Below are 22,364 nucleotides of genomic sequence, written 5' to 3' on the forward strand. Positions count from 1 at the left end.
CTCCCGAGCGACTGGGGCGGCCCTCGGGCCGCCCCCTTTTTGTGCTCAGTCCCATTCCGGGGCGATTGGCACCGACTCCTTGGTTACGACCCGAAAGTTGGTGCGCGTCATCGCGTCGATCCGCGCCATGTCGACCGAGGACAGGGTGAAGTCCATGATGTCGAAGTTTGCACGGATGTTCTCGGGCTTCGTGGACATGGTGTTCAGCGGAACGCCCTTTTGAATGATCCAGCGGAGGACGACCTGAGCTGCAGACTTCCCGTAGCCGCGGCCGATCTGCTCCAGGAGCGGGTATTTGAACACCTCGCCTCGCGCGACCGAGGCATAGGACGAAAGTGGAATCCCGGTTTCGTTCGCTGCGGTCAGGAGCTTGTCCTGGTTCAGAAGCGGGTGGAACTCGACCTGGTTGGTCACGAGCGGGGCATCCACGATGCGGCGCGCTTCGCGCATCATGGCGACGGTATAGTTCGAAACGCCAATGTTACGCGTAAGGCCACGATCCAGGGCCGTCTGCAGTAGCAGTAGCGAAGGTGCGATGTCACCGTTCGCCGGAGGCCAGTGCAGCAAGAGGCTATCTACCTGGTCCACCCGCAGATCCTTGAGGCTCTGCTCGACCGAAGCGAGGAATCTGTCCTCGCCGAAATTGTCCGGCGCCACCTTGGTGGTAATGCAAAGGTCCTCGCGAGGGACTCCGCCTGCAGCGAGCGCCGCACCAGTTTCGGCCTCGTTGCCGTACCACTGGGCTGTGTCAAAGGCACGATAACCTGCATCAAGAGCGTTCGCGATGGCTTGGGCGAGAACCTCCCCCTTCAAGGGCCAGGTCCCGAAGCCGCGTTGATGCGTCTTCTGAAAGTAGATGTTCATGGAAGCTCCCTGTTGTCCTGCCAGGTGGGGTCATGATGCAGGGCGGCCCTTCATCCCCTCTTGATAGCTCAGCCCAACCATGCTTATTGTCATAACTGGTTAGTTACTTGCAGGCAAGCTTGGAGGGCCCGTCCCATGAAAAAGGTCAGATCCGCCCGCGAGGCAGTCGCGCTGATCGGCGATGGAGCTGTGGTTGCCGTCAACTCGTCTTCTGGGCTGCTCTGTCCGGATGCGGTTCTTCAAGCCTTGGGTGAGCGCTTCGAGTCAGAGGGGGCGCCCCGCGGGCTCACCTCCATTCATCCCATCGCTGCGGGTGACATGTTCGGCACCAAGGGAGTGGACCACATCGCCCGACCCGGCCTCCTGACAAGGATCATCGGAGGGTCCTACCCTTCAGGGCCGAGCAACGCCGAACCGCCGCGCATCTGGCAGATGATCCAGAACGAGGAGGTCGCGGCTTGGAACATCCCCTCGGGCATCGTCTTCGATATGCTTCGCGAGGGCGCGGCCAAGCGGCCAGGCGTTCTGACCAAGGTTGGCATGGACACCTTCGTCGACCCCGAGCAAGAAGGTGGCGCCATGAACGCGAGCGCCCGGCAGTCGCCGATGGTCCGGCGTGTGGATTTCGACGGCGATGAGTGGCTCCACTTTCCTGCCTTGGCGCCGGACGTCGCGATTATCCGAGCCACGACTGCAGACGAGAATGGCAATCTGACCTTTGAGCAGGAGGGGGCCACACTGGGCGCGATGGAGATGGCTCTGGCCGCACGGAACTGCGGCGGAATCGTCATAGCCCAGGTCAAGCGTGTGGCCGCCAATGGCACGATGCGCCCTCATGACGTCAAGGTGCCCGGCATCCTTGTAGACATCGTTGTGGAGGCTCCCGACCAACTTCAGACGACGGCAACGGCCTACGATCCCGCGATTTCGGGCGAGCTGTTCCGGCCCTTGTCCAGCTTCCGCCACGCGGAGTTCAACATAGGCAAGGTCATCGCCCGCCGCGTGGCGCGGGAACTCCGCCCTGGATGGGCGGTAAACATCGGTTTCGGTATTTCGGCAAACGTGCCGCGGATCCTCATAGAGGAAGGGCACCACGGCAAAGTGACTTGGGTCATCGAGCAGGGTCCCGTGGGAGGCGTTCCGCTCCTCGACTTCAAGTTCGGCTGCGCCGCAAACGCGGAAGCCTTCGTGGCCTCTCCGCACCAGTTCAGTTACTTCCAGGCGGGCGGTTTCGATTGTTCGCTCTTGTCCTTCCTTGAGATCGATGCAGAGGGTTCGGTCAACGTCTCGCGCCTGGCCGCGACCCCGCACCGAACGGCCGGAGCCGGTGGCTTCGTGGACATCACCGCGCGGGCGAAGCGCATCGTCTTCTCTGGAAACTTCAACGCTGGGGCCAAGATGCGACTCGAGAACGGTCGCCTCATTATCGATAAGGAAGGCAAGATTGCGAAGATCGTGCCCAAGGTAGACCAGGTAAGTTTCTCGGGACGCCGCGCCCGCGCGCAAGGGCAGGACGTCACCTATGTGACCGAGCGATGCGTGATGCGTCTCGCTGATGACGGTCTCATCGTCACCGAGATCGCGCCGGGCCTCGACCTCGAGCGCGATGTGCTGGCTCAGGCAGCGACGCCCCTGCATGTCGCTCCGAACCTGAAGGTGATGGACGAGGCGCTGTTCCGGCCTGAGCCCGTCGGGCTGCCGCTGTGACCGATCCCCGCCTCGATTTCTCCCTTGAGGGGCCGGTTGCCCGGCTCGTGATCCGGCGAAGTGACAAGCTCAACGCGCTCGACGCAGCGATGGTGGAGTCGCTCCTACCGATCTGCCGCCAAGTCGAGCGCTCCTCGGCCCGGGTGCTGATCCTCTCGGGCGAGGGGGAAAAAGCGTTCAGCGCTGGGGGCGATATCGCGGCATGGGGCGCCAAAGTACCCGAGGACTTCGGTCGTCACTGGCTCCGCAACGGCCATGACGCCTTCGATGCGCTGGCGCGACTCGCAATCCCGGTGATCGCGGTGCTGAATGGGCCAGCCCTTGGTGGAGGGCTTGAACTCGCAGCTTGCGCTGACTTTCGCCTCGCCGAGGCGCATGTCCGGATTGGGCTGCCCGAGACGTCGCTGGGCATCATTCCGGGTTGGAGCGGCACGCAGCGGGCCATCCGCCGCTTCGGCGCACAGGTGGTCCGCCGGATGGCGCTCTTCGGCGAGGTCTTCGACGTGGAGCAAGCCCTGGCACTAGGCCTTGTAGACGCCGTCGTGCCAACAGGTCAGGGAGCGGAAGAGGCGCAACGCGTGGCGGAGCGTCTACTGGCTCGATCGGGTCGCGCCACGGAACTGTGCAAGATGCTCATCAATGCTGCTGAGGGCGAAGAACGGGAGCGTGTGCTTGAGTCGCTCGCAGGTGCTCTCGCCGCCGGCTCTACGGAGTTGCAGGAGGGTCTCGCCGCCTTCCGCGAGAAACGTGCTCCTCGCTTTGCATCAGGTGAAGCGCCATGACTTGCGCGATCGATAAATCGTGGTTCCATCGGTCGCCGGTGAAGACCCAGGAAGTGACCGCTCCAAGCAACCGTTCGGCGCACACTCCAAGCGAAACGGCAATGGGTTTCGATCCTTGATGTCCTCTGAAGATCGCACGTTTCTTACCCGTCTTTTCGAGGCTGCCGTGCGCGCGGCGGATCCGGAAGCTGCGTTGCGAGCCAACTTGCCCAAGCGGCCGCGGGGACGCTGTGTCGTGGTTGGGGCCGGCAAGGGTGCCGCACAGCTCGCGCAGGCCCTCGAACGACTCTGGGACGGGCCCCTGGAAGGCGTTGTTGTCACCCGCTACGGCTACGCCGCTCCATGCGAGCGCATTCGAGTTCTAGAGGCCTCGCATCCGGTGCCCGACGTGGCGGGGCTCGTGGCCTCGCGGTCGCTCCTCGAGGCAGTGTGTGATCTTACACCCGATGACCTTGTTATAGCGTTGGTTTGCGGAGGCGGTTCGGCATTGCTGCCCTGCCCGCCGGGGGACCTCACGCTGGAAGATGAGGCGGAGCTCAACCGGGCGCTCCTCGCATCCGGGGCCCCCATCTCGGTGATGAACGCGATCCGCAAGCAGGTCTCGGGGATCAAGGGTGGGCGGCTCGCGCTGGCGGCGTATCCCGCCAGGGTAGTGTCCCTCGTCGTGTCTGACGTGCCGGGGGATGATCCTGCGCAGGTGGCCTCGGGGCCCACAGTGCCCGACCACGTCACGCGCGAGGAGGCGCGAGCCATGGCAGCTACCTGGCGGATCAACCTGCCCGAACGGGCTGCGGCTTGGCTTGCCGGGGATGAGGGACGGGCGCCATCTCCTGATGACCTCCGCTTCGCCGAGCACGAGGTTCGGGTGATCGCCTCAGCTCGGCTATCGCTCGAAGCGACGGCCCGGGTGGCGGAGGCGGCCGGGGTGCCTGCTGTGATCCTGTCGGATGCCATCGAGGGCGAGGCGCGCGACGTGGGGCGGGTCCATGCAGCCCTCGCGCGGGAAGTGGTGCTGCGGAATCGGCCCTTTGCCCGACCAGTAGTGATGCTGTCTGGAGGGGAGACCACGGTGACGCTGCGTGGCCGAGGCCGGGGTGGGCGTAATGCAGAGTTCGCGCTGGCGCTGGCGCTCGCGGCCGAAGGAATGCATTTCGCGGCGCTTGCGGCCGATACCGACGGGATCGATGGGAGCGAGGACAACGCCGGCGCTTTCGTCGACGGTGGCTCGACGGCGCGGCTGCGGTCCTTGGGACGCAATCCCGCAGCTCTTCTAGCCGCGAATGACGCATGGAGCGCCTTCGACGCGCTCGAGGACCTCTTCGTCACCGGTCCAACCGGGACCAACGTCAACGATTTTCGGGCCATCCTGGTCCGCTAAGGCGGCGAACCATCAGGAGGTTCGTACCTTCTTGGACTACCTCATTTGTCTGGTTCGTCACTGTGACGCCGAGCCGGAGGATTCCACGCCCCGCTGCGCGGGTTTGGCGTTTATCAAGGACGGTAATCATGGCGCGCACGCGGTCGCCTGCCAGCACCGGCCGTCGGAAGGACCAGTCCCAGCCTAGCGAGGCCACAGCGTCGAACTGTGCGTCAGCTTGGTTCTTGAGCCCGTCCACGACCGAGAGGACGAGGAGCCCGTGGGCAACGCGCCCATGGAAACCGTAGTCCCGGGCGGCCGTCTCGCTCATGTGGATAGAGAACTGGTCACCGGTGAGCGTCGCGAAGGCGTCGACCATGGCAGCCGAGATCTCTGTCTCGCCCGTCTCGATCTGGTCGCCCGGCACCACGTCGTCGAAGGCGTGGTGCCCGGGCGGAAGCCGTCGTCCAATTGAAGGCACGGTCACACTGGCGCCTGGTCGAGCTTCTCGGGGTTTGGAACCGGCGCATCCTCGCGCAGGAGGCCCTTGGCTTTCAGGTCAGCCCAGAACTCGGGTGGGATCGGGTGGCTGAACCAGGCAAGATTCTGGTCGAGCTGCGCCACAGTCCGGGTACCAGCCATGAAACTGGGCACTGCCGGATGGGCGACCACGAACTGGAGCGCGGCGGCGGGCAGGGGAACGTTGTGGTCGCGGCATACGGCCTCGATCCTTGCAACCTTCTCCATCACGTGCGCCGGGGCAGGGGAGTAGTTGTACTTGGCGCCCGGCACTGCGCCGGTCGCGAGGATCCCGGAGTTGAAGCCCCCGCCTACCACCACAGCGGCCCCGCGCTCCTCGCAGAGCGGCAGAAAGCGATCAAGCGCCTCCTGCTCGAGGAGCGTGTAGCGACCGGCGAGGAGGAAGCAGTCGAAATCACGCCGCTCGAGCGCGGCGAGGCATACCTCCCACTCGTTGACGCCTACACCGATCGCCTTCACCAGGCCTTCGTCGCGCAGGCGGGAGAGTGCGCGCCAACAGCCGTCCATCGCTTCCTCGAAGACCTCAGGCTGGGCGTCGCCACGGGTGAAGCGATCAACGTCGTGGATGAAAAGCATGTCGATCCGCTCGAGCGCCAGCCGCTGAAGGCTGTCCTCGAAAGAGCGCATCGTTCCATCATAGCTGTAGTCGAAGCGCATCGCGAAAGGCGCGGCATCGACCCAGGGCTGAAAGTTGATCGTCCCGCGCTTGGCCGGGCTCAGAAGGCGACCCACCTTGCTTGCAAGCACAAAGTCGTCACGTCGCTTCCAGCGCAGCTCTTGACCCGTGCGCAGTTCCGAAAGACCGTGGCCGTACATCGGTGCGGTGTCGAAGAAGCGCACACCTGCATTCCAGGCGTGGTCGAACATTGCCGCCGAGGTCGCCTCGTCAATGGGGCGGAGGAAGTTGCCGACAGGCGCCGTGCCAAACCCGAAGGCCGTGACCTCAAGATCGACCCGGCCAAACTTGCGCCGTGTGGAAGGATGCATCGCGACCTCCAGGTGATAAGTAACTATTTAGTGCATCGTAGCGCCGCCTTTGCCTTCCCCGCAAGTACTTTCGGGACCTGTGAGAGCCTGATTCGGGCTTGACTAGGGGCGAAACGGGTGTCAGATGTAACTATCTAGTTACTACACCGGACAGGGCGAACCAGCCCTTGGGGACCTGCCATGTATCTCAACGAAACACATCTCCAGGTTCGCGAGATGGCGCGCGACTTCGCAGACGGCGTCGTGCGCCCGATCGCCGAGGCCCTCGATCGCGACGAGCGCTTTCCGGGCGAGATTTTCGAGCAGATGGCTGAGCTCGGCCTCTTCGGGGTCGGCGTGCCCGAAGAGATGGGTGGTCCTGGCTTCGACTCGCTGACCTATGCCTTGGTCATGGAAGAGCTGTCGCGTGGCTACGCCAGCATCGCTGACCAGTGCGGATTGGTGGAACTCATCTCGACCCTGCTTGTCCGACATGGGACCGACGAGCAACGGGCGCTGCTTCCCAGCATCCTTGGGATGCGAACCAAGGTGGCCTACTGCATTACTGAGCCCGAGGCCGGCACCGATGTTTCAGGCATTCGCACCACAGCCGTCCGCGACGGGAGCGGCTGGATCCTCAACGGCGGTAAGGTCTGGATCCACAATGCGCCGGTGGCCGACCTCGCCTTCGTTCTTGCCCGGACAGACAAGGACAAGGGCCACCGTGGCATGTCCATCTTCATTGTGGACCTACACGCAAAGGGCGTCGAGCGTGGCCCCAAGGAACACAAGATGGGCCAGCGGGCGAGCCAAGTCGGCGCGCTCAACTTCAGTGACGTCCACGTGCCCGCCGACATGCTCCTCGGCGAAGAGGGGCGCGGCTTCCACATGATGATGTCGGTACTCGACAAGGGTCGTGTGGGAATCGCCGCGCTGGCTGTAGGCATAGGGCAGGCGGGCCTCGAGGCGGCAGTAGATTACGCCGCAACTCGCAAGCAGTTCAGCAAGCCCATTGCGGACTTCCAAGGTGTACAGTGGCTCCTCGCCGACATGGCCAAGGACATCGAGGCGGCCCGGCTCCTTGTCCATTCTGCCGCCATGAAAATCGATGCTGGGCAGGATGCGACCAAGGCCTGCTCCATGGCTAAGTGCTTTGCGGGCGACATGGCCGTGGCGCGCACAGCCGACGCGGTGCAGGTCTTCGGTGGATCGGGCTACATCCGCGGGTTCGAAGTCGAACGGCTCTACCGCGACGCCAAGATCTGCCAGATCTACGAAGGTACCAATCAGATCCAACGGATGATCATCGCCCGCGAGCTCTTGGCTAAGGGCGCCCGGGTATGAGACAGGCCGCACTTGTCACCGGCTCCAGCCGCGGCATCGGCCTAGCCGTCGCCGAGGCTCTCGCGCACGAAGGATTTGCCGTTGCTGTCAATGGCCCTGCCGACGACGCGGAACTTGCCGCGGCAGCGGAGCGGATACGCGCCCTTGGCGTACCAGTCGTCGCCACGCCCTTCGACGTGACCAACTTGGCTGGATACGAGTCGATGCTCGCCCGGATCGAAGAGGCGATCGGGCCCCTCACGACTCTCGTCAACAACGCCGGCGTCGGAGTGATGAGCCGGGGCGACCTCCTTGACGTGACGGAAGCGAGTTACGACCGCTGCCTCGCGGTCAACGCCAAGGCCATGTTCTTCCTGAGCCAAGCCTTCGCGCGGCGGCTTCTCGCCCGCGAACGCGATCCGTCGCTCTTCCATTCCATCGTCAACGTCACGTCTTCAAATGCCGTCGCTGTGGCGGTGCAGCGGGGCGAGTACTGCGCCTCCAAAGCCGCCGCGGCGATGATCTCCAAGACCTTTGCGGTGCGGCTCGGGTCCGAGAACATTGCCGTCTACGACGTGCAGCCGGGCCTGATCGCCACCGAGCTGACGGCGCCAGTGATCGAGAGCTACGCCCGGCGGGCGGCTGAGGGACTCACGCTCTTTCCCCGCGTGGGCCAGCCTGCTGAGATGGGTGCGATCATTGCCGCCTTAGCCGGGGGCAAACTCCCCTACACCACCGGACAGGCGATCTCGGCGGATGCCGGGATGCTGGTTCCTCGCTTCTGAGGTCGTTCCATGAAGATCGCGCTCCCCGACGCATTCGGTCAGATGACGGATTATACGCTGACCGGCAGTCCTATCGCGCCGGTCCCTCTCGGTCCGAGCCCGACCCGAGTCATCTACTCGGCTGCCCACGTCGTCGCAGATCCCTTCAGTGACAGGGATCCTTCCGGCCCGGCGGCCATCGACTGGGAGCGGACCATGGCTTTCCGCCACTATCTGGCGGGGCTGGGCCTTGGGATCGCTGAGGCCATGGACACCGCCCAGCGCGGCATGGGCCTTGACTGGCCGGGCGCTCTTGAACTGATCCGTCGGACTAAGGCTGATCTGCCCCAGGCGCTCGTGGCCAACGGTTGTGGCACTGACCACCTCGACCCAAAAGAAGCGCGGTCGCTCGACGACGTGCGACGGGCCTATTTCGATCAAGTGGAAGCGATCCAGGGAGTAGGCGGGCGGCTGATCCTAATGGCCTCACGGGCGCTCGTCCGCGTCGCCCGAGGGCCAGAGGACTATATCCGGGTCTATGGCGACGTGCTCGCGAGCTGTGACCAGCCGGTGATCCTCCACTGGTTGGGCGAAATGTTCGATCCAACGCTGGCTGGATACTGGGGGGCCCAGGACTTCGAGGGGGCGCTCGAAACCGCTCTCGCCGTCATCAAGCAGAATGCCTCCAAGGTGGACGGCATAAAGATCTCGCTCCTAGACAAGGACAAGGAGATCGCAATGCGCCGCCGCCTGCCGGCGGAGGTGAAGATGTACACGGGGGACGACTTCAATTACCCCGAGTTGATCGAAGGCGACGAACAGGGTTTCTCCCACGCCCTTCTTGGCATCTTCGACCCACTTGCCGCTGCCGCGGCCCAGGCCGTCAATCAGCTGGGGCAGGGGGATGCGAGACGCTTCCGCGAGACGCTCGACCCGACCGTGCCTCTCGCGCGGCTGATCTTTCGGGCGCCGACGCAGCACTACAAGACAGGCGTGGTGTTCTTGGCCTGGCTCAACGGGTTCCAGGACCACTTCATCATGCTGAACGGCGCGCAGGCGATGCGGCCGCTCCCCTACTTCACCGAGGTCTTCCGCCTTGCCGACGGCTGCGGGCTCCTTCGCGATCCTGAGATGGCCGTCGCGCGGATGAAACGCCTCCTCGCACTTTACGGTGTGTGATGCGGGATTTCTCGAACGACACATCGCAGCTTGCCCTTAACACGGCGACGCTTGGGCACAACCTCGACGGCCACGGAGCCGGCTGGCCGGTCGAGAGGGTAATCAACGCCTGCGCGGAACGGGGCATCGGCGGAATCGTGTTCTGGCGCCGGGAAGTTGGTTCCCGGGCCGTTGAGATCGGGGCGCGTGCCCGGGCAGCGGGTTTGCGGGTAGACGGCCTCTGCCGCACGCCGTTCCTGACGGGTCCCCTGGCACTGCCGAGCCGACAGCAGATAATGGACGACTTCCGGTCCTCGATCGACATGGCTGCAGACCTAGGGGCACCGATCCTCACAATTGTCACAGGCGGCGTCGAGCCTGGCACGAAGGGAGCTGGCCCGAGCCTTGACCTGGTGACAGATCGAGTTGCCGAGGTCGCGCCCTATGCGGCCGAGCGCGGCGTGAGCTTGGCGCTTGAACCACTCAACCCGGTTTACGGCGGCAATCGTTCCTGTCTGACCACCGTGCGCGATGCGCTTGACATCTGCGATCGGATCGGAGCCCCAAATCTGGGTGTCGCCGTCGATGTCTATCATGTCTGGTGGGACACCGAGCTCTCGATGCAACTACGGCGCGCGGGACCGGAGCGCCTCCTCGGCTATCACCTTTGTGACTGGCTGGCCGACACACGGGACGTGCTCCTTGACCGCGGCATGATGGGGGACGGAGTAGCCGACCTGCGCGGTCTCCGCGCAGCGATGGAGGGGGCGGGTTACGGTGGCCCCTGCGAGGTCGAAATCTTCTCGGCCGACAACTGGTGGAAACGCGATCCGGACGAGGTGCTCGACGTCATGGTTGAGCGGTTCCGGACTGCTTGCTGAGGGAAAGCGCCCATGAAGGTTCTTGTGCCTGTGAAGCGCGTGATCGACTACAACGTGAAGGTTCGCGTGCGCGCGGACGGCTCGGGCGTCGATCTCGCCAACGTCAAGATGTCGATGAACCCCTTTGACGAGATCGCGGTCGAGGAGGCGATCCGGCTCAAGGAGAAGGGCACCGCGACCGAGGTCGTGGCCGTCTCCATCGGCGTCCGCCAGGCGCAGGAGACGCTTCGGACCGCGCTCGCCATGGGTGCCGACCGCGCGATCCTGGTGCTGGCCTCCGAGGACGTCCACCAGGACATCGAGCCACTCGCGGTGGCCAAGATCCTGGCGGGCATCGTCAAGGAGGAGAGCCCCGGGCTGGTGCTCTGCGGCAAGCAGGCCATCGACAACGACATGAACGCGACGGGCCAGATGCTCGCGGCCCTTCTCGGCTGGGCGCAGGCGACCTTCGCCTCCGAGCTGAAGGTCGAGGGCGAGGAGGCCACCGTGACCCGCGAGGTCGACGGCGGTCTCCAGGCGATCAAGGTCAAGATGCCCGCCGTGGTCACCGTGGACCTTCGGATGAACGAGCCGCGCTACGCGTCGCTCCCGAACATCATGAAGGCCAAGAAGAAGCCCCTGGAGGAGAAGACGCCCGGAGACTACGGCGTGGATGTCACGCCCCGGCTGCGGGTCGTGAAGACCACCGAGCCCGCGAGCCGCAAGGCGGGCGTGATGGCCAAGTCGGTGGATGAGCTTGTGGACATGCTCAAGGGCGCGGGGGTGGTGTGATGGCTATTCTTCTGATCGGCGAAGTGACGAACGGCCAGCTGGGCCTCGATGCCACCGCCAAGGCGGTCACGGCGGCGGCCAAGCTGGGCGAGGTCCATGTCCTCTGCGCCGGCGCCTCCGCGCGCGGCGCAGCCGAGCAGGCTGCCCAGATCCAGGGCGTGGCCAAGGTGCTGGTCGCCGAGGACCCCGCGCTGGGCCACCGCTTGGCCGAGCCCACGGCGGCGCTGATCGTGAGCCTCGCCTCCGGCTACAGCCACGTCGTCGCCCCCGCGACCACCGACGCCAAGAACGTGCTGCCCCGCGTGGCCGCGCTTCTCGACGTCATGGTCATCTCCGACGTCTCGGGCATCCAGGACGCCGACACCTTCGAGCGGCCCATCTACGCGGGCAACGCCATCCAGACGGTGACCTCCTCGGACGCGATCAAGGTCGCCACCATCCGCACCGCGGGCTTCGACGCCGCCCCCCTGGGCAACGCCGCCCCGATCGAGGCCGCCCCCGGCGCCACCGACCCGGGCCTGTCGCAGTGGATCGAGGACCGCACGGCGCATTCGGGCCGTCCGGAGCTGACCTCCGCCCCGGTCGTCGTGTCGGGCGGACGCGGCATCGGCTCGAAGGAGGGCTTCGAGATCGTGGAGGCCCTGGCCGACAAGCTCGGCGCCGCCGTGGGTGCGAGCCGCGCGGCCGTCGACGCGGGCTACGCCCCCAACGACTGGCAGGTGGGCCAGACCGGCAAGGTGGTCGCGCCCAACCTCTACGTCGCGCTGGGCATCTCGGGGGCCATCCAGCACCTCGCGGGCATGAAGGACTCCAAGTTCATCGTCGCCATCAACAAGGACGCCGAAGCGCCGATCTTCCAGGTCGCCGACTTCGGCCTCGTGGCCGACCTCTTCACCGCCGTCCCGGAACTGACCGAGAAGCTGTGAAGCCAGAACCTAACTGAAATCGGTCCCGCGCGTTTGGGGAGGGATCGACAACCATCTGATGCGAGGCCGACAAGCCGTGGCCGACCCTTTCTGGCTGGACCCCGATCACGGCTCCAGGGTCAATGGTAGTTCGTCGGGGCATGGTGGGCTAGCGTCCTGGCGGGCCAGACCCGGAATGTGGGGAGCCGAACCTCCGGGGCCGGTGGGGTCCAGCGCAGGGCCGAGTGCGGGCGGACGGCGTTGTAGTGCTTGCGCCAGCCCTCAATCAGGATCTGGGCCTCCTTGAGCGAGTAGAAGATCTCGCGGTGGAGCAGCTCGTCTCGGAGCTTGGAGTTGAAGCTTTCCACATATCCGTTCTCCCAGGGGCTGCCCGGCTCGATGTAAGCCGTCCGGGAGCCCACGGCCGCGATCCAGTTCCGAACAGCCTGGGCCACGAACTCCGGCCCGTTGTCGGAACGAATATGCTCGGGCACGCCGCGCTCGAGCATCAGCTCGGCCAAGGTCTCGATGACTTCGGCCGAAGAGAGCTTCCGGTCCACGCGGATGGCCAGCGCCTCGCGGGTGAACTCGTCCACGACGCAAAGCATGCGGAACTTGCGTCCGTCGTGGGTGCGATTCTGGACGAAGTCATAGGCCCAGACGTGGTTGGCCCGCTCAGGCCTGAGCCGAAGGCAGGAGCCGTCGCTCAGCCAGAGCCGGCCCTTCTTGGGTTGCTTCCTTGGCACCTTGAGCCCCTCGCGCCGCCAGATGCGCTCGACCCGCTTCTTGTTCACGACCCAACCTGCCTGACGCAGGAGAGCCGTGATGCGGCGGTAGCCGTAGCGCCCGTACATGGTTGCCAACTCGGTGATGGCGGCTGTGAGCCGCTCCTCATCGTCTGGCTTCCTCAGCACACGACGCTGGGTCGACCGCGGCTGGCCAAGGGCCTGGCAGGCTCGGCGCTCGGACACGCCAAGCTCTGCGCAGACTTGCTCGACCTTTTGCCGGCGACGCGAAGGGCTGGTCGGTTTCCCCGTAGAGCCTCGGCCAGGATCTGCTTGTCGAGCGTGAGATCGGAGACCGCACGCCTCAGCCGGCTGTTCTCCAACTCGAGCTCCTTCAGCCGTCGGACCTGATCGAGCTTCAGCCCGCCATACTCGTTACGCCAGCGATGATAGGTGGCCTCGGCTACTCCGATTGCCCGGATCGCCTCAGCCAAGGTGCGCCCCTGCGACGTCATCACGTCCACTTGGCGCAGCTTCGCTACAATCTCCTCAGGGCTGTGTCGCTTCTTCGGCATGGATCCTCCTCGTCAGCTCAGCTGACATCACAGATGGATCCGCTCTCGGGAGGCAGGCCACCTGGGCGTCGAGGGTCTGCCCGTCGGTGCCGACGCGAGCGTAGCCGTAAATCTGCGGCACCGGATCAGCCCCATATTGCGCACATATGATACGCACAGACTAACCTGCTGATCTTCCTAGGTCGAGAACTCCGTGCGTATTTCAAGCAGACCGTGTGAGAACCCAGCTGATACTTCGGGCGGGTGAGCCGCCGTGGTATCCTCGGCCATGGCACATCTGTCTGGACATGACCGCTCGCAGCTCCTGCTTCTGCCGGAGGCGGTGGACGACTACGTGGGTCCCGATAACCCGGTCCGCTTCATCGAGGCTTTCGTGGACGAGCTGGACCTTGCGGCCGCCGGCTTCGCACGTGTCGTTCCCAAGGCAACGGGTCGGCCGGGCTACGATCCGGCCGACCTCCTGAAGCTCTACATTTACGGCTACCTCAACCGCGTGCGCTCGAGCCGGCGCCTGGAGGCCGAGACCCACCGCAACATCGAGGTGATCTGGCTCCTGCGAGGCCTCAAGCCTGACTTCAAGACCATCGCTGACTTCCGGCGCGACAACCGCGCCGCCTTCCGGCCCGTGTTCCGGGCCTTTGTGGTGCTCTGCCGACAGCTCGACCTGTTCGGCCGCGAGCTCCTGGCCGTGGACGGCACGCGCGATCCCAGGCGGTCAACAACAAGGACCGCAACTTCACCCGCGCCTCACTCACCGCCTTTGTGCAGCAGGCAGACGAGAAGCTGGCCGGGTATCTGAAGCGCCTGGACGAGGGCGATGCCGATGAGGACAAGGCCGGCACCAGCGGTGGCTCTTCTCATGGAGACCCCCGGCTGGCCGAGAAGATCGCGGCCGTCCGGGGCAGGCGCGAGCGCCGCCAGGCGCTCCTGGAGGAGCTGGACCGCACCGGCGAGGACCAGATCTCGCTCACGGACCCCGACAGCCGAGCCATGGCGCGCATGACTAAGGTCGGCGTGGGTTACAACGTGCAGGTCGCCGTCGACACCAAGCACAAGCTCATTGTCGAACAGCAGGTTCATAGTCAGGTGGTCGACATGGGGCTGCTGGCCACGACGGCCAAGGCCGCCATACAGGCGCTGGACGTCGAGAAGATCGAGGCCGTGGCCGACCGAGGTTACTTCAAGATCGAGGACATCGAGGCTTGCGAGACAGCCGGGATCACCCCTTACGTCCCCAAGCCGGTGCGCGGCTCGTCCGTCCGCGAGGGCTTCTTCCCCAAGGAAGCGTTCCGCTACGACCCTGGAACGGACACCTTCATCTGTCCCGGAGGCCAGACCCTGCGGCCGTGCCGACGTGGACGATCGCGAGAGAACGTCAAGATCGATTACAGCAACCGCGAGGCCTGCTTGGCGTGCCCCCTGAGGTCTCGCTGCACCAAGAGCTACCGGCATGTCTCACGTCTGGAGAACGAGGCTGTGCTCGACCGCATGGCCGCGCGGCTCGCTGCCCGCCCCGAGGTCCTCGGCCAGCGCCGATCCAGCGTCGAGCACCCGTTCGGCTCGATCAAGCAATGGATGAACCAGGGCGCCTTCCTCATGCGGCGGCTGGAGAACGTGCGGGGCGAGTTCAGCCTGACGGCGCTCGCCTACAACATCCGGCGTGCCATCAGCCTGATCGGAGTGCCTGGCCTGATTGCAGCGGCAAAGGCGTAAGGGCGCGGCCGAAATCACCTTGGCTGATATCGGTCCAGGGCAGTTCCTGAGCGCCTCCTTCGGCCCATCTGTCCCATAGCAGCCCAAAGCAGACCAACATCCGTTCTCGACGGCTCAAAGCCGCCAGTCACTCGGCGAAGGCTCCGTTTTCACACGGTCTGCATGAGATACGCACAGACGAGCAGCTCGCAGGACCCTTTCCACTCCGCAACTTGGCGCTTGCTCTGTCACAGGCATAACCACGTTGGCGTTTGGAATGCGCTCCTCTTCGTTGCGCACAGGGTGGCAGGCCCTCGCGTCCGCATCTTGGCCACTTGCTGGGAGGTCCGATCCTTGGGAGGAGGGCTCATCATGCAAGCTGAAGCACCTCACCTCGTCCGGATGGGCCCAGAGCATCTCGACGGGGCCATGGCGCTGTCCCTGGCGGAACGTTGGCCGCATCGGCGTGAGGACTGGGAACTGATCTTGTCGCAGTCCCAGGGCGTGGTCGCCATCGACGGACAGCAGGTGGTCGCCACCGCGATCGCCATCCCGTTCGGCTCCGTCGCCACCCTGGGCATGATCCTCGTGGACAGGCGCTTGCGCGGACGCGGCCTCGGGCGGCGGGTCGTGGAGCATGCCATGGCACAGCTCGCGCCCCGGGAGTGGCGCCTGGTCGCGACGCCGGAGGGGCTGCCGCTTTACCGGAAGCTCGGCTTCGAGCCCTGCGGGGAAGTGCAGCAGCACCAGGGGTTAGCGCGAGCCGCTCCGGGTCACCTGCCCGAGGACTGGGCCGGGAACGCCGACGCTCCTGATCTGGCTGTTCTCGACGAAGCGGCGACCGGCATGGACCGCAGCTGGCTCATGGAGGCGCTGCTTCGCGACGGTCGCGCTCTGATCCAGCGAGAGAGGGGCGAGGTCGTGGCGTTTGCTGCCCATCGTCGTTTCGGCCGGGGCGACCTCGTCGGCCCCCTTGTGGCCCGCTCGGAAACCGAGGCACGCGCGATGCTCGGAATGCTGCTCAACGTGTCCGCTGGCCGTTTCCTGCGCGTGGACCTGACGGATGACGGCATCGGTCTCAGCCCCTTTCTGACCGAGCACGGTCTCGAGCCTGTAGGGACTGGCACGATGATGAGGCGGGGGCGAGCTCAGCCGATCAGAGGTGCCCACCACCGTTATGCCTTGGTCGCGCAGGCTCTGGGCTGAACCGGCCCGAGACGAACCCAGTCCTTTGCTGCCTCACACGACCATACCCATGCGAGACATGACGCCTCGCGTTGTGCGTATTTCACGAAGAATGCGCGATGTTGTTCGGTGTGCGCTGTGGGTCCAAAGCACGGCCCTTGGCGCGACCTGCCGGTTCGCCGACACTGGGGTCAGACTTTCCTCATCTTCTCGGGACGTGCTTCCGACATGACCTCAAGGCCCTTCTCATCCTTCCCTTCGGTCCAGTGCCGTCGCTATCGCCTGGAGTTCGAGGACGACTTCGAAGGACATGCGCTCGATCAGAACCGGTGGTTCCCCCACTTTCTACCCCATTGGAGCTCTCGCGCGCAGTCGCAGGCGCGCTACGTGGTTGCAGACGGCTGCCTCACGCTGAGAGTTGATCGCGACCAAGGTTCTTGGTGCCCCGAGCTCGACCCCGCAACACGCGTGTCCCACGTGCAAACCGGGCATCGGTCCGGGCCCCTAGGCTCGACCGAGGGTCAGCACCGCTTCAAGCCAGGCCTCCGGGTGCGCGAGGCGCTCGCCCCGATGCGGCTTTACCTGCCGCACTACGGCGCGATCGAGATGCGCGCCCGCGCGGACCTCGGCCCCGACGGCATGGCCGCGCTCTGGCTGATCGGTTGGGAGGACCGCCCCGAGGACTCGGGCGAGATCACCGTCATGGAAGTCTTCGGCCGGAGCATCACCGAGGAAGGCGCGCAGCTCGGGCATGGCATCAAGGCGATCACCGACCCACGCCTGGTGACCGACTTCGCCGACCCGCTCGTGCCGTTCGACGTGGCCGACTGGCATGTCTACGCGGCCGAGTGGACCCCTGATAGCGTGTCGTTCCTCCTCGATGGCGAGGTGTTGCGCCACGTGGCCCAGTCACCTGACTACCCCATGCAGCTCATGCTCGATGTCTTCGCCTTTGCGGATGTCGGCACAGCTGGGCGGGACCGCCCCAACAGCTTCAGCATCGACTGGGTGCGCGGGCACGTGGTGGCCGAGGTCCAGCAGACCTGATCACCTGACTGAGTGCGCGATCAGGACATAAGGCCGGCGGGCCTGATAGCGGATCGTGCGGCAATCGGAGGCTGTAGCGGGGCGGGCTCAGACCCCGCTAGTGAGACCGTTGTCAGGGCTTATCGCGGGCAGCCGTTCCAGCCGCTCCGCCACCATGGCCTGCATGCGCCAGAGTGCGCGGTCGTGGATCCCCGCCTCCTCGAGGTGGATCACTGTGTTGAGCAGATATTCCGCCATGGTGCCCACGTGGCCCACCGCACTGGCCAGGCGGTCGGCGACCTCGGCCTCCGACAGCCGGCCCGCATACATGAAGTGGCGGCGCTCCAAGGCAAAGGCGATGGCCTTCACCGTGCCCTGCGGGGTTCGGGCCGTGACCCAGCGCGGCGGCATTGGCGGCTCGCTGCGGAGCAGCGCCTCCAGCGAGGCTGGCAGGTTGGTGGGATCCAAGCGGAAGGCGATGCCCTGGCACTGCCCACCCCGGTCCAAGGACATCATCAGCCCTGGTGCGGCCGGACTGCCTCGAAAGCGTCGGTCCGGGCCAAGACAGAACGCGCGGTGCCATCCCCGTATGACAGCAGGGCGACGCTCGACAGCCGGAAGTTTGCCGCTCCAGATCAGGGAGCCAATGGCAAAGACCCAGAACTGGCCGTCCTCGGGCAACTGGGAGAGGATCGTCGCCGCCGTCTCCGGGTAATACGCATCAGACGGCGCCGACCAGCGCACGGGGCCGCGCTCGTCCACCCGGGCGGGGAGCCGGTCCACAAGATCGCGGGTCAGGCGCAGAACACGAGGCATCGAGGACCTCACTCCAAGGCCGCGTCCTACCCAGCAACATACCAAACGCCGGGCGCGCGAGCCACCTCTCGACCTCAGCTTGCTGAGCCATGCCGCCCAACTTGGGGTCAGCGCAGTTTCAAGAAAGTTTCAAATCCGCTTTGAGACAGGAACGGCGCCTTGGCCCACTCTCTCCCAAGACGCGCCGGAGGAGCGCGCGTCCTGGGAGAGATCCGATGTTCGCGAACGCCACGACCCGCAGAGAGCCCTTCAGGACTGCTATCGAAGCCTTCAGGCTCCCGCCTCTTGTGGCATCCGCCCGCAGGCAGGATCGCATGGTCACTCGAGAGACCGAAGCGGACCTGGATCGCCTGTCCCTGCGCACCCATGATGAGTTGGGACTTCTGTCCGGCGAGGGCTGCGTCACCGACTGGGGACTCCTCGAGCGGGCCGAGCGGCTGCGGAGCGGCTGGGCTTGACACGCCTGGCCACCCCTCTCCACGCTCCTCGGGAGCATGGAGAGGAGCACGGTGGCCCAGGACCCTGGCGCGACGGTCATCCAGCTTGGCGACGCGGTGCTCGACCTCGGTCGCGGCACCCTGACCCGGGACGGCCAAGTGGTCCCGCTCCGCTCCAAAGCCTTCCAGCTCCTGTGCAAGTTAGCGTGCCAGCCCGGGCGAGTGGTGCCCAAGGACGAACTGCTGAATGCAGTCTGGCCGGACGTGATCGTGACAGAGGCGTCGCTCAGCCAAGCCGTTCGGGATGTGCGGAAAGCCCTGAACGATGAGGACGGGCAGATCCTGCGCACTGTAGCCCGGCGAGGGTTTCTGCTCTGCCTGACAGCGCTGGCCGCAGAGGCGACTCCCGCTCGGCCCATCAGATCGGATGCGCTTTCGGATCGGCCGCGCATCGCGCTCCTGCCCCTGACCGATCACACGGGATCCCCAGACCTCCTCCCGATCATCAACGGTCTCGTTGAAGAGATCACGACAGGGCTAGCGCGCTTCCGGAACCTGACGGTGATCGCCCGGCATTCCGCCTTCGCAGCCGCCGCCGACAGAAGCCTGGATCTTGAGGGTATCGGGGCCAGGCTCAAGGCTGACTATATCGTGGACGGCTCGGCCCGCCTGGTGGAGGGCCGCCTCGTGCTGGCTATGGCGCTCAATCAGGTGCGCTCCGGCGAGGTCCTCTGGGGGGAGAGCTTCACCTGCGAGGGCACGGGCTGGCTCACGCTCCAGGACCTGATCCCACGGCAGATCGTATCCCGGCTTTTCACCTCGATCGAGGAGGCGGGGCTTCGCGGCAGCCTGCGCCGGCCCGCGGCGTCCCTCACCGCCTTTGAGCGCCTAGCGCAGGGGCGAGCCTTGTTTCGCACCTTCGGTCCGGGGGTGAACGAGGCCGCGCTTGCGCACTTCGCCGCCGCCATCGAGGCGGACCCCTCGCTTGGGGTCGCCTACTCGTATCATGGGCTGGCGGATGCGTCGCTGCACGAATTCAACATGGCGCCCTTGGAGGTGAAGCACCGCATTTACGCCCAGGGGCTCCGGGGCGTGCAGCTCTCGCCCGAGGAGTCGCGCTGTCACGGCATCCTGTCCTACTTCCACGGCTGGCTCCGTGAGTTCGAGCAGGCCGAGGCTGCGGCGCGCCGGGCCGTGGCGCTCAACCCCTGCGACGCGGACAGCCTCTTCAACGTGGCCAATGTCCTTATGATCCGGGGGCGCGCGCAGGAGAGCCTCGACTGGTTCGAGCGCGCCAAGGACATCAATCCGCTGTGGCCGAGCTACTACGACAACGAGCACTCCATGGCCCTCCTCCACCTGGGCCACTACGAAGAGTCCGCCCGGCTCTTGAGCCGGGTCCCCTGGCGCAGCGCGCGCCAGGAGGTCAGGCTTGCCGCGACCTACGCCCTCATGGGCGAACGGGAATTGGCACGACAGCACGTGGCGAAGGCACAGGCCTTGGCTCCAGGGCAGGACTTCGTCCATCTCGCCCGAACGAGCTACCCGTTCGAGCATGAACGCGAGCGGCAATGCTTGGTCGACGGGATCAAACGGGCGCTCGCGATCACGGACGGGGCCTAAAGCGGTTTGCCTTTGACCTGAATCGGAGGGCTTCGACCGCGCCTGGTGCTGTGATTCACTTCCCTGGGGAGGTGGATCATGGGCAAGCCCTACTCGATGGACCTGCGCGAGCGCATTGTGGCCTATGTGGAGGCGGGCCACTCCTGTCGCGCGGCAGCGCGGCTGTTTTCCGTGAGTGCGAGCACAGCGGTGCGGTTGGCTGCGGCGCAGCGGGAGCATGGCGATGTCAGCCCCAAGCCGCAGGGCCGAGCGCCAGGGACTACCGGCAAGCTGGCCGGGCACCAGGCGTTTCCGCTGGAGATCGTCCGGGCCGAGCCGGACATCACGCTCAAGGAACTCGCCGGAGCTCTGGCCGAGGCACGCGGAGTCCGGGTGCAGCTGTCCTCCTTGCATCGCGCCCTCCGGCGGGCCGGCACCTCATATAAAAAAAGGGCTGATCGCGACAGAGCGCGCCAAAGCTGAGGTGCGGCGCCGGCGCCAGGACTGGGCACGGCGGCAGCGCTGGATGCGAGAGTTCCTGCATCGCCTGGTGTTTCTCGACGAGACGTCCGTCAGGACTGGTCTGACACGACTGCGGGGGCGCTGCCCCCGAGGCGAGCACCTCTACGGCTCGACCCCGTTCGGGCGATGGCACAGCCAGACCTTTGTGGCGGGCCTGACCTGCGATGAGCTGATCGCCCCGTGGATCATTCCAGGAGCCATGGACCAGCTCGCCTTTGACACCTACGTCGAAACCCAGCTTGCCCCCGTTCTCGTCCCGGGCACGGCGGTGATCCTCGACAACCTGTCCACCCATCGCAGCCCGCGCGCCGCAGCGGCTCTGAAGGGCAGAGGCTGCTGGTTCCTGTTCCTGCCGCCCTACAGCCCTGACCTCAACCCGATCGAGATGGCTCTGTTGCAATCCTTTGCCGCGGGCTGGCTGGATGGGGCCCGGACGAGAGGGAGGGCCGGGCGGTGTCGGGCTTCAAGGGACGTCACTTCGAGGGCGAGATCGTGCTCTGGGCGGTCAGGTGGTACTGCCGCTACGGGGTGAGCTACCGCGACCTCGAGCAGATGATGGCCGAGCGCGGCGTGAGCGTCGATCATTCCACGATCTACAGGTGGGTCCAGAGGTACGCGCCCGAGATCGAGAAGCGGCTGCGGTGGCAATGGCGCCGGCCGCGCTCGACAAGTTGGCGGGTAGACGAGACCTACGTGAAGGTCCGGGGCCGGTGGGCCTACCTGTACCGTGCCGTCGACAAGCACGGGAACACCATCGACTTCCACCTCTCACCGACCCGGACCACTGCGGCAGCGAAGCGCTTCCTCGGCAAAGCGCTGAAGGGCCTCAAGGACTACGAGAAGCCGCACGTCATCAACACCGACAGGGCACCGACCTACGCCGCTGCGCTCACCGAGCTGAAGAAGAAAGGTAAGTGTCCAAACGACACTCTGCACCGGCAGGTCAGGTACCTCAACAACGTCGTCGAAGCTGACCACGGCAAGCTAAAGCAGCTGATCCGTCCCGTGCGTGGGTTCAAGACGCTGAAGACGGCCTACGCCACGATCAAAGGCTTCGAGGTGATGCGTGCCCTCAGAAAAGGCCAGGCGGCCATTTTCAACATCTCGCGCGACATCCGTGGCGAAGCGCGCCTCATCGAGCGTGCCTTCGGACTTGGTACCTGCGCGCTAAGTGATGCCGTGCAGTTCGTCAGTGAGCGGCTCGAGATCCAAGCGGCCTAACGGCATCGCTCAACCACCTCTGCGCACCTCCTCAGCAGTTTGCAACAGAGCCCGTCCGTTCGCTTCCGGGCATCGGTCCGATCCACCTGGTAGGCCACCGCGGCGGCCTCGATCGCGTAGATCGGCATGAGCTCCAAAGCCAGACAGATCACGTCGAGATGCGCATCGAGTCGCCGTGCGAGGCCCACGGCCGCAGCCAGGGCCGGCCCGTCGCGCTTGTCCTCGGTCAGGATCACATTCACCGTTCTGAGCATGAGACCACCTCCTTCAGAGGTCGATCCCCGAGCCGGGCAAGTCATGCGCCTTGAGGCATGTCACGGCTCAGATCGGCCGGGTCGAACCTCAACTGCCCGAACTGTACGCCGTCACGGTCAACCGGTCCACGATCACACAAGACCAAAGGCTCGGTCAGGTTCTCGTTGTCCCAAGAACGTGGACCATGGTGTCTTCAATGCTCACGCCATGGTGGGCGAAGGCATCCGCGAGGCGCCGGGGCATCGGATCAATGGTCGCACGAGCTGCACCGTCTTGAGGCTTCCTGAGTT

At 65.4% G+C, this 22,364-nt stretch carries 24 protein-coding genes; 18 read left to right on the forward strand and 6 right to left on the reverse strand.

Annotated elements, in window-relative coordinates; translation table 11 throughout:
- Positions 1-45 precede the first annotated feature (45 nt).
- Positions 46-864, reverse strand: coding sequence for an aldo/keto reductase (locus FHG71_RS07660; protein ID WP_139081043.1), 819 nt, complete (start codon positions 862-864; stop codon positions 46-48).
- Positions 865-999: 135 nt separating this feature from the next.
- Between FHG71_RS07660 and FHG71_RS07665 the strand changes: the two genes are divergently transcribed.
- The 3 genes from FHG71_RS07665 (at position 1,000) to FHG71_RS07675 (ending at position 4,731) form a co-directional block, all read left to right on the forward strand.
- Positions 1,000-2,571 (forward strand): acyl CoA:acetate/3-ketoacid CoA transferase, encoded by a 1,572-nt coding sequence (locus FHG71_RS07665; protein ID WP_139081044.1) that lies wholly within the window; start codon positions 1,000-1,002, stop codon positions 2,569-2,571.
- A complete protein-coding gene (locus FHG71_RS07670) occupies positions 2,568-3,353 on the forward strand; it encodes an enoyl-CoA hydratase/isomerase family protein (RefSeq protein ID WP_139081045.1) in 786 nt (261 codons plus the stop codon). Before FHG71_RS07665 ends, FHG71_RS07670 begins: the two co-directional genes overlap by 4 nt.
- Positions 3,354-3,471: 118 nt before the next feature.
- Positions 3,472-4,731: a glycerate kinase type-2 family protein gene (locus FHG71_RS07675; RefSeq protein WP_139081078.1), complete on the forward strand. Its 1,260-nt coding sequence runs from the start codon at positions 3,472-3,474 to the stop codon at positions 4,729-4,731.
- Here the strand turns inward: FHG71_RS07675 and FHG71_RS07680 are convergent.
- A complete protein-coding gene (locus FHG71_RS07680; RefSeq protein ID WP_139081046.1) occupies positions 4,700-5,197 on the reverse strand; it encodes a MaoC family dehydratase in 498 nt (165 codons plus the stop codon). The two genes, FHG71_RS07675 and FHG71_RS07680, sit on opposite strands and share 32 nt — an antisense overlap.
- Positions 5,194-6,237, reverse strand: coding sequence for an aldo/keto reductase (locus FHG71_RS07685; RefSeq protein WP_139081047.1), 1,044 nt, complete (start codon positions 6,235-6,237; stop codon positions 5,194-5,196). The genes FHG71_RS07680 and FHG71_RS07685 overlap by 4 nt, the downstream gene beginning before the upstream one ends.
- A 180-nt stretch (positions 6,238-6,417) precedes the next feature.
- Here FHG71_RS07685 and FHG71_RS07690 point away from each other — a divergent pair, with 180 nt between their 5' ends.
- The 6 genes from FHG71_RS07690 to FHG71_RS07715 are packed head-to-tail and all read left to right on the forward strand — an operon-like array spanning position 6,418 to position 12,039.
- Complete coding sequence (locus tag FHG71_RS07690) at positions 6,418-7,560, forward strand: acyl-CoA dehydrogenase family protein (RefSeq protein ID WP_139081048.1); 1,143 nt, start codon at positions 6,418-6,420, stop codon at positions 7,558-7,560.
- Positions 7,557-8,324: a 3-ketoacyl-ACP reductase gene (locus tag FHG71_RS07695; RefSeq protein WP_139081049.1), complete on the forward strand. Its 768-nt coding sequence runs from the start codon at positions 7,557-7,559 to the stop codon at positions 8,322-8,324. The genes FHG71_RS07690 and FHG71_RS07695 overlap by 4 nt, the downstream gene beginning before the upstream one ends.
- Positions 8,325-8,366: 42 nt before the next feature.
- The gene (locus FHG71_RS07700; protein ID WP_246045380.1) at positions 8,367-9,482 is read left to right on the forward strand and encodes a dihydrodipicolinate synthase family protein; all 1,116 of its coding nucleotides are present in this window, start codon (positions 8,367-8,369) and stop codon (positions 9,480-9,482) included.
- Positions 9,482-10,342 (forward strand): sugar phosphate isomerase/epimerase family protein, encoded by an 861-nt coding sequence (locus FHG71_RS07705; protein WP_139081051.1) that lies wholly within the window; start codon positions 9,482-9,484, stop codon positions 10,340-10,342. Before FHG71_RS07700 ends, FHG71_RS07705 begins: the two co-directional genes overlap by 1 nt.
- A 12-nt stretch (positions 10,343-10,354) precedes the next feature.
- Complete coding sequence (locus tag FHG71_RS07710) at positions 10,355-11,113, forward strand: electron transfer flavoprotein subunit beta/FixA family protein (protein ID WP_139081052.1); 759 nt, start codon at positions 10,355-10,357, stop codon at positions 11,111-11,113.
- Positions 11,113-12,039 carry an electron transfer flavoprotein subunit alpha/FixB family protein gene (locus tag FHG71_RS07715; protein WP_139081053.1) on the forward strand — a complete coding sequence of 309 codons (927 nt, stop codon included), beginning with the start codon at positions 11,113-11,115 and terminating at the stop codon, positions 12,037-12,039. Before FHG71_RS07710 ends, FHG71_RS07715 begins: the two co-directional genes overlap by 1 nt.
- 119 nt (positions 12,040-12,158) lie before the next feature.
- Here the strand turns inward: FHG71_RS07715 and FHG71_RS07720 are convergent.
- Positions 12,159-13,318, reverse strand: a protein-coding gene (locus tag FHG71_RS07720) for an IS3 family transposase (protein ID WP_139081054.1) whose coding sequence is annotated in 2 segments (ribosomal slippage) — positions 12,159-13,045 and positions 13,045-13,318 — 1,161 coding nt in all. Because the reading frame shifts where the segments join, the coding sequence is not laid out codon by codon here.
- 268 nt (positions 13,319-13,586) lie between these two features.
- Between FHG71_RS07720 and FHG71_RS23945 the strand changes: the two genes are divergently transcribed.
- The 4 genes from FHG71_RS23945 (at position 13,587) to FHG71_RS07735 (ending at position 17,242) form a co-directional block, all read left to right on the forward strand.
- Positions 13,587-14,117, forward strand: a complete 531-nt coding sequence (locus FHG71_RS23945; protein WP_218014052.1) for a transposase — start codon at positions 13,587-13,589, stop codon at positions 14,115-14,117.
- On the forward strand, positions 14,081-15,031 hold the full coding sequence (locus FHG71_RS07725) for a transposase (RefSeq protein ID WP_218014053.1): 951 nt from the start codon (positions 14,081-14,083) through the stop codon (positions 15,029-15,031). The genes FHG71_RS23945 and FHG71_RS07725 overlap by 37 nt, the downstream gene beginning before the upstream one ends.
- A 351-nt stretch (positions 15,032-15,382) precedes the next feature.
- Positions 15,383-16,216: a GNAT family N-acetyltransferase gene (locus FHG71_RS07730; protein ID WP_139081055.1), complete on the forward strand. Its 834-nt coding sequence runs from the start codon at positions 15,383-15,385 to the stop codon at positions 16,214-16,216.
- A 456-nt stretch (positions 16,217-16,672) separates the two neighbouring features.
- Positions 16,673-17,242 (forward strand): glycoside hydrolase family 16 protein, encoded by a 570-nt coding sequence (locus FHG71_RS07735; RefSeq protein ID WP_218014054.1) that lies wholly within the window; start codon positions 16,673-16,675, stop codon positions 17,240-17,242.
- Positions 17,243-17,329: 87 nt separating this feature from the next.
- Here FHG71_RS07735 and FHG71_RS07740 read toward each other — a convergent pair whose 3' ends face one another.
- Positions 17,330-18,037 carry a gamma-glutamylcyclotransferase gene (locus FHG71_RS07740; protein ID WP_139081057.1) on the reverse strand — a complete coding sequence of 236 codons (708 nt, stop codon included), beginning with the start codon at positions 18,035-18,037 and terminating at the stop codon, positions 17,330-17,332.
- 314 nt (positions 18,038-18,351) lie between these two features.
- Here FHG71_RS07740 and FHG71_RS23480 point away from each other — a divergent pair, with 314 nt between their 5' ends.
- The 5 genes from FHG71_RS23480 to FHG71_RS07760 all read left to right on the forward strand — a co-directional run bounded on the left by FHG71_RS23480 (position 18,352) and on the right by FHG71_RS07760 (position 21,819).
- Positions 18,352-18,495, forward strand: a complete 144-nt coding sequence (locus FHG71_RS23480) for a hypothetical protein (RefSeq protein ID WP_176559331.1) — start codon at positions 18,352-18,354, stop codon at positions 18,493-18,495.
- Positions 18,496-18,546: 51 nt separating this feature from the next.
- Positions 18,547-20,097 (forward strand): winged helix-turn-helix domain-containing protein, encoded by a 1,551-nt coding sequence (locus FHG71_RS07745; RefSeq protein WP_176559332.1) that lies wholly within the window; start codon positions 18,547-18,549, stop codon positions 20,095-20,097.
- A gap of 78 nt (positions 20,098-20,175) precedes the next feature.
- Positions 20,176-20,559 (forward strand): IS630 transposase-related protein, encoded by a 384-nt coding sequence (locus FHG71_RS07750; RefSeq protein ID WP_139081059.1) that lies wholly within the window; start codon positions 20,176-20,178, stop codon positions 20,557-20,559.
- A gap of 43 nt (positions 20,560-20,602) precedes the next feature.
- On the forward strand, positions 20,603-21,130 hold the full coding sequence (locus tag FHG71_RS24710; RefSeq protein ID WP_139081060.1) for a transposase: 528 nt from the start codon (positions 20,603-20,605) through the stop codon (positions 21,128-21,130).
- Positions 21,052-21,819, forward strand: a complete 768-nt coding sequence (locus FHG71_RS07760) for an IS6 family transposase (protein WP_139081061.1) — start codon at positions 21,052-21,054, stop codon at positions 21,817-21,819. Before FHG71_RS24710 ends, FHG71_RS07760 begins: the two co-directional genes overlap by 79 nt.
- Here FHG71_RS07760 and FHG71_RS07765 read toward each other — a convergent pair.
- On the reverse strand, positions 21,816-22,073 hold the full coding sequence (locus FHG71_RS07765; protein WP_139081062.1) for a hypothetical protein: 258 nt from the start codon (positions 22,071-22,073) through the stop codon (positions 21,816-21,818). The genes FHG71_RS07760 and FHG71_RS07765 overlap by 4 nt on opposite strands.
- Positions 22,074-22,364 lie beyond the last annotated feature (291 nt).

The organism is Rubellimicrobium roseum (genome assembly GCF_006152145.1).
Lineage (GTDB): Bacteria > Pseudomonadota > Alphaproteobacteria > Rhodobacterales > Rhodobacteraceae > Rubellimicrobium > Rubellimicrobium roseum.

Excerpts from the sequence above, each read along its gene's own strand:
- FHG71_RS07660 (WP_139081043.1), bottom strand. The coding sequence starts at position 864 with ATGAACATCTACTTTCAGAAGACGCATCAACGCGGCTTCGGGACCTGG.
- FHG71_RS07665 (WP_139081044.1), top strand. The coding sequence starts at position 1,000 with ATGAAAAAGGTCAGATCCGCCCGCGAGGCAGTCGCGCTGATCGGCGAT.
- FHG71_RS07675 (WP_139081078.1), top strand. The coding sequence starts at position 3,472 with ATGTCCTCTGAAGATCGCACGTTTCTTACCCGTCTTTTCGAGGCTGCC.
- FHG71_RS07685 (WP_139081047.1), bottom strand. The coding sequence starts at position 6,237 with ATGCATCCTTCCACACGGCGCAAGTTTGGCCGGGTCGATCTTGAGGTC.
- FHG71_RS07690 (WP_139081048.1), top strand. The coding sequence starts at position 6,418 with ATGTATCTCAACGAAACACATCTCCAGGTTCGCGAGATGGCGCGCGAC.
- FHG71_RS07695 (WP_139081049.1), top strand. The coding sequence starts at position 7,557 with ATGAGACAGGCCGCACTTGTCACCGGCTCCAGCCGCGGCATCGGCCTA.
- FHG71_RS07700 (WP_246045380.1), top strand. The coding sequence starts at position 8,367 with ATGACGGATTATACGCTGACCGGCAGTCCTATCGCGCCGGTCCCTCTC.
- FHG71_RS07705 (WP_139081051.1), top strand. The coding sequence starts at position 9,482 with ATGCGGGATTTCTCGAACGACACATCGCAGCTTGCCCTTAACACGGCG.
- FHG71_RS07710 (WP_139081052.1), top strand. The coding sequence starts at position 10,355 with ATGAAGGTTCTTGTGCCTGTGAAGCGCGTGATCGACTACAACGTGAAG.
- FHG71_RS07715 (WP_139081053.1), top strand. The coding sequence starts at position 11,113 with ATGGCTATTCTTCTGATCGGCGAAGTGACGAACGGCCAGCTGGGCCTC.
- FHG71_RS23945 (WP_218014052.1), top strand. The coding sequence starts at position 13,587 with ATGGCACATCTGTCTGGACATGACCGCTCGCAGCTCCTGCTTCTGCCG.
- FHG71_RS07730 (WP_139081055.1), top strand. The coding sequence starts at position 15,383 with ATGCAAGCTGAAGCACCTCACCTCGTCCGGATGGGCCCAGAGCATCTC.
- FHG71_RS07740 (WP_139081057.1), bottom strand. The coding sequence starts at position 18,037 with ATGCCTCGTGTTCTGCGCCTGACCCGCGATCTTGTGGACCGGCTCCCC.
- FHG71_RS23480 (WP_176559331.1), top strand. The coding sequence starts at position 18,352 with ATGGTCACTCGAGAGACCGAAGCGGACCTGGATCGCCTGTCCCTGCGC.
- FHG71_RS07750 (WP_139081059.1), top strand. The coding sequence starts at position 20,176 with ATGGGCAAGCCCTACTCGATGGACCTGCGCGAGCGCATTGTGGCCTAT.
- FHG71_RS24710 (WP_139081060.1), top strand. The coding sequence starts at position 20,603 with ATGCGAGAGTTCCTGCATCGCCTGGTGTTTCTCGACGAGACGTCCGTC.
- FHG71_RS07765 (WP_139081062.1), bottom strand. The coding sequence starts at position 22,073 with ATGCTCAGAACGGTGAATGTGATCCTGACCGAGGACAAGCGCGACGGG.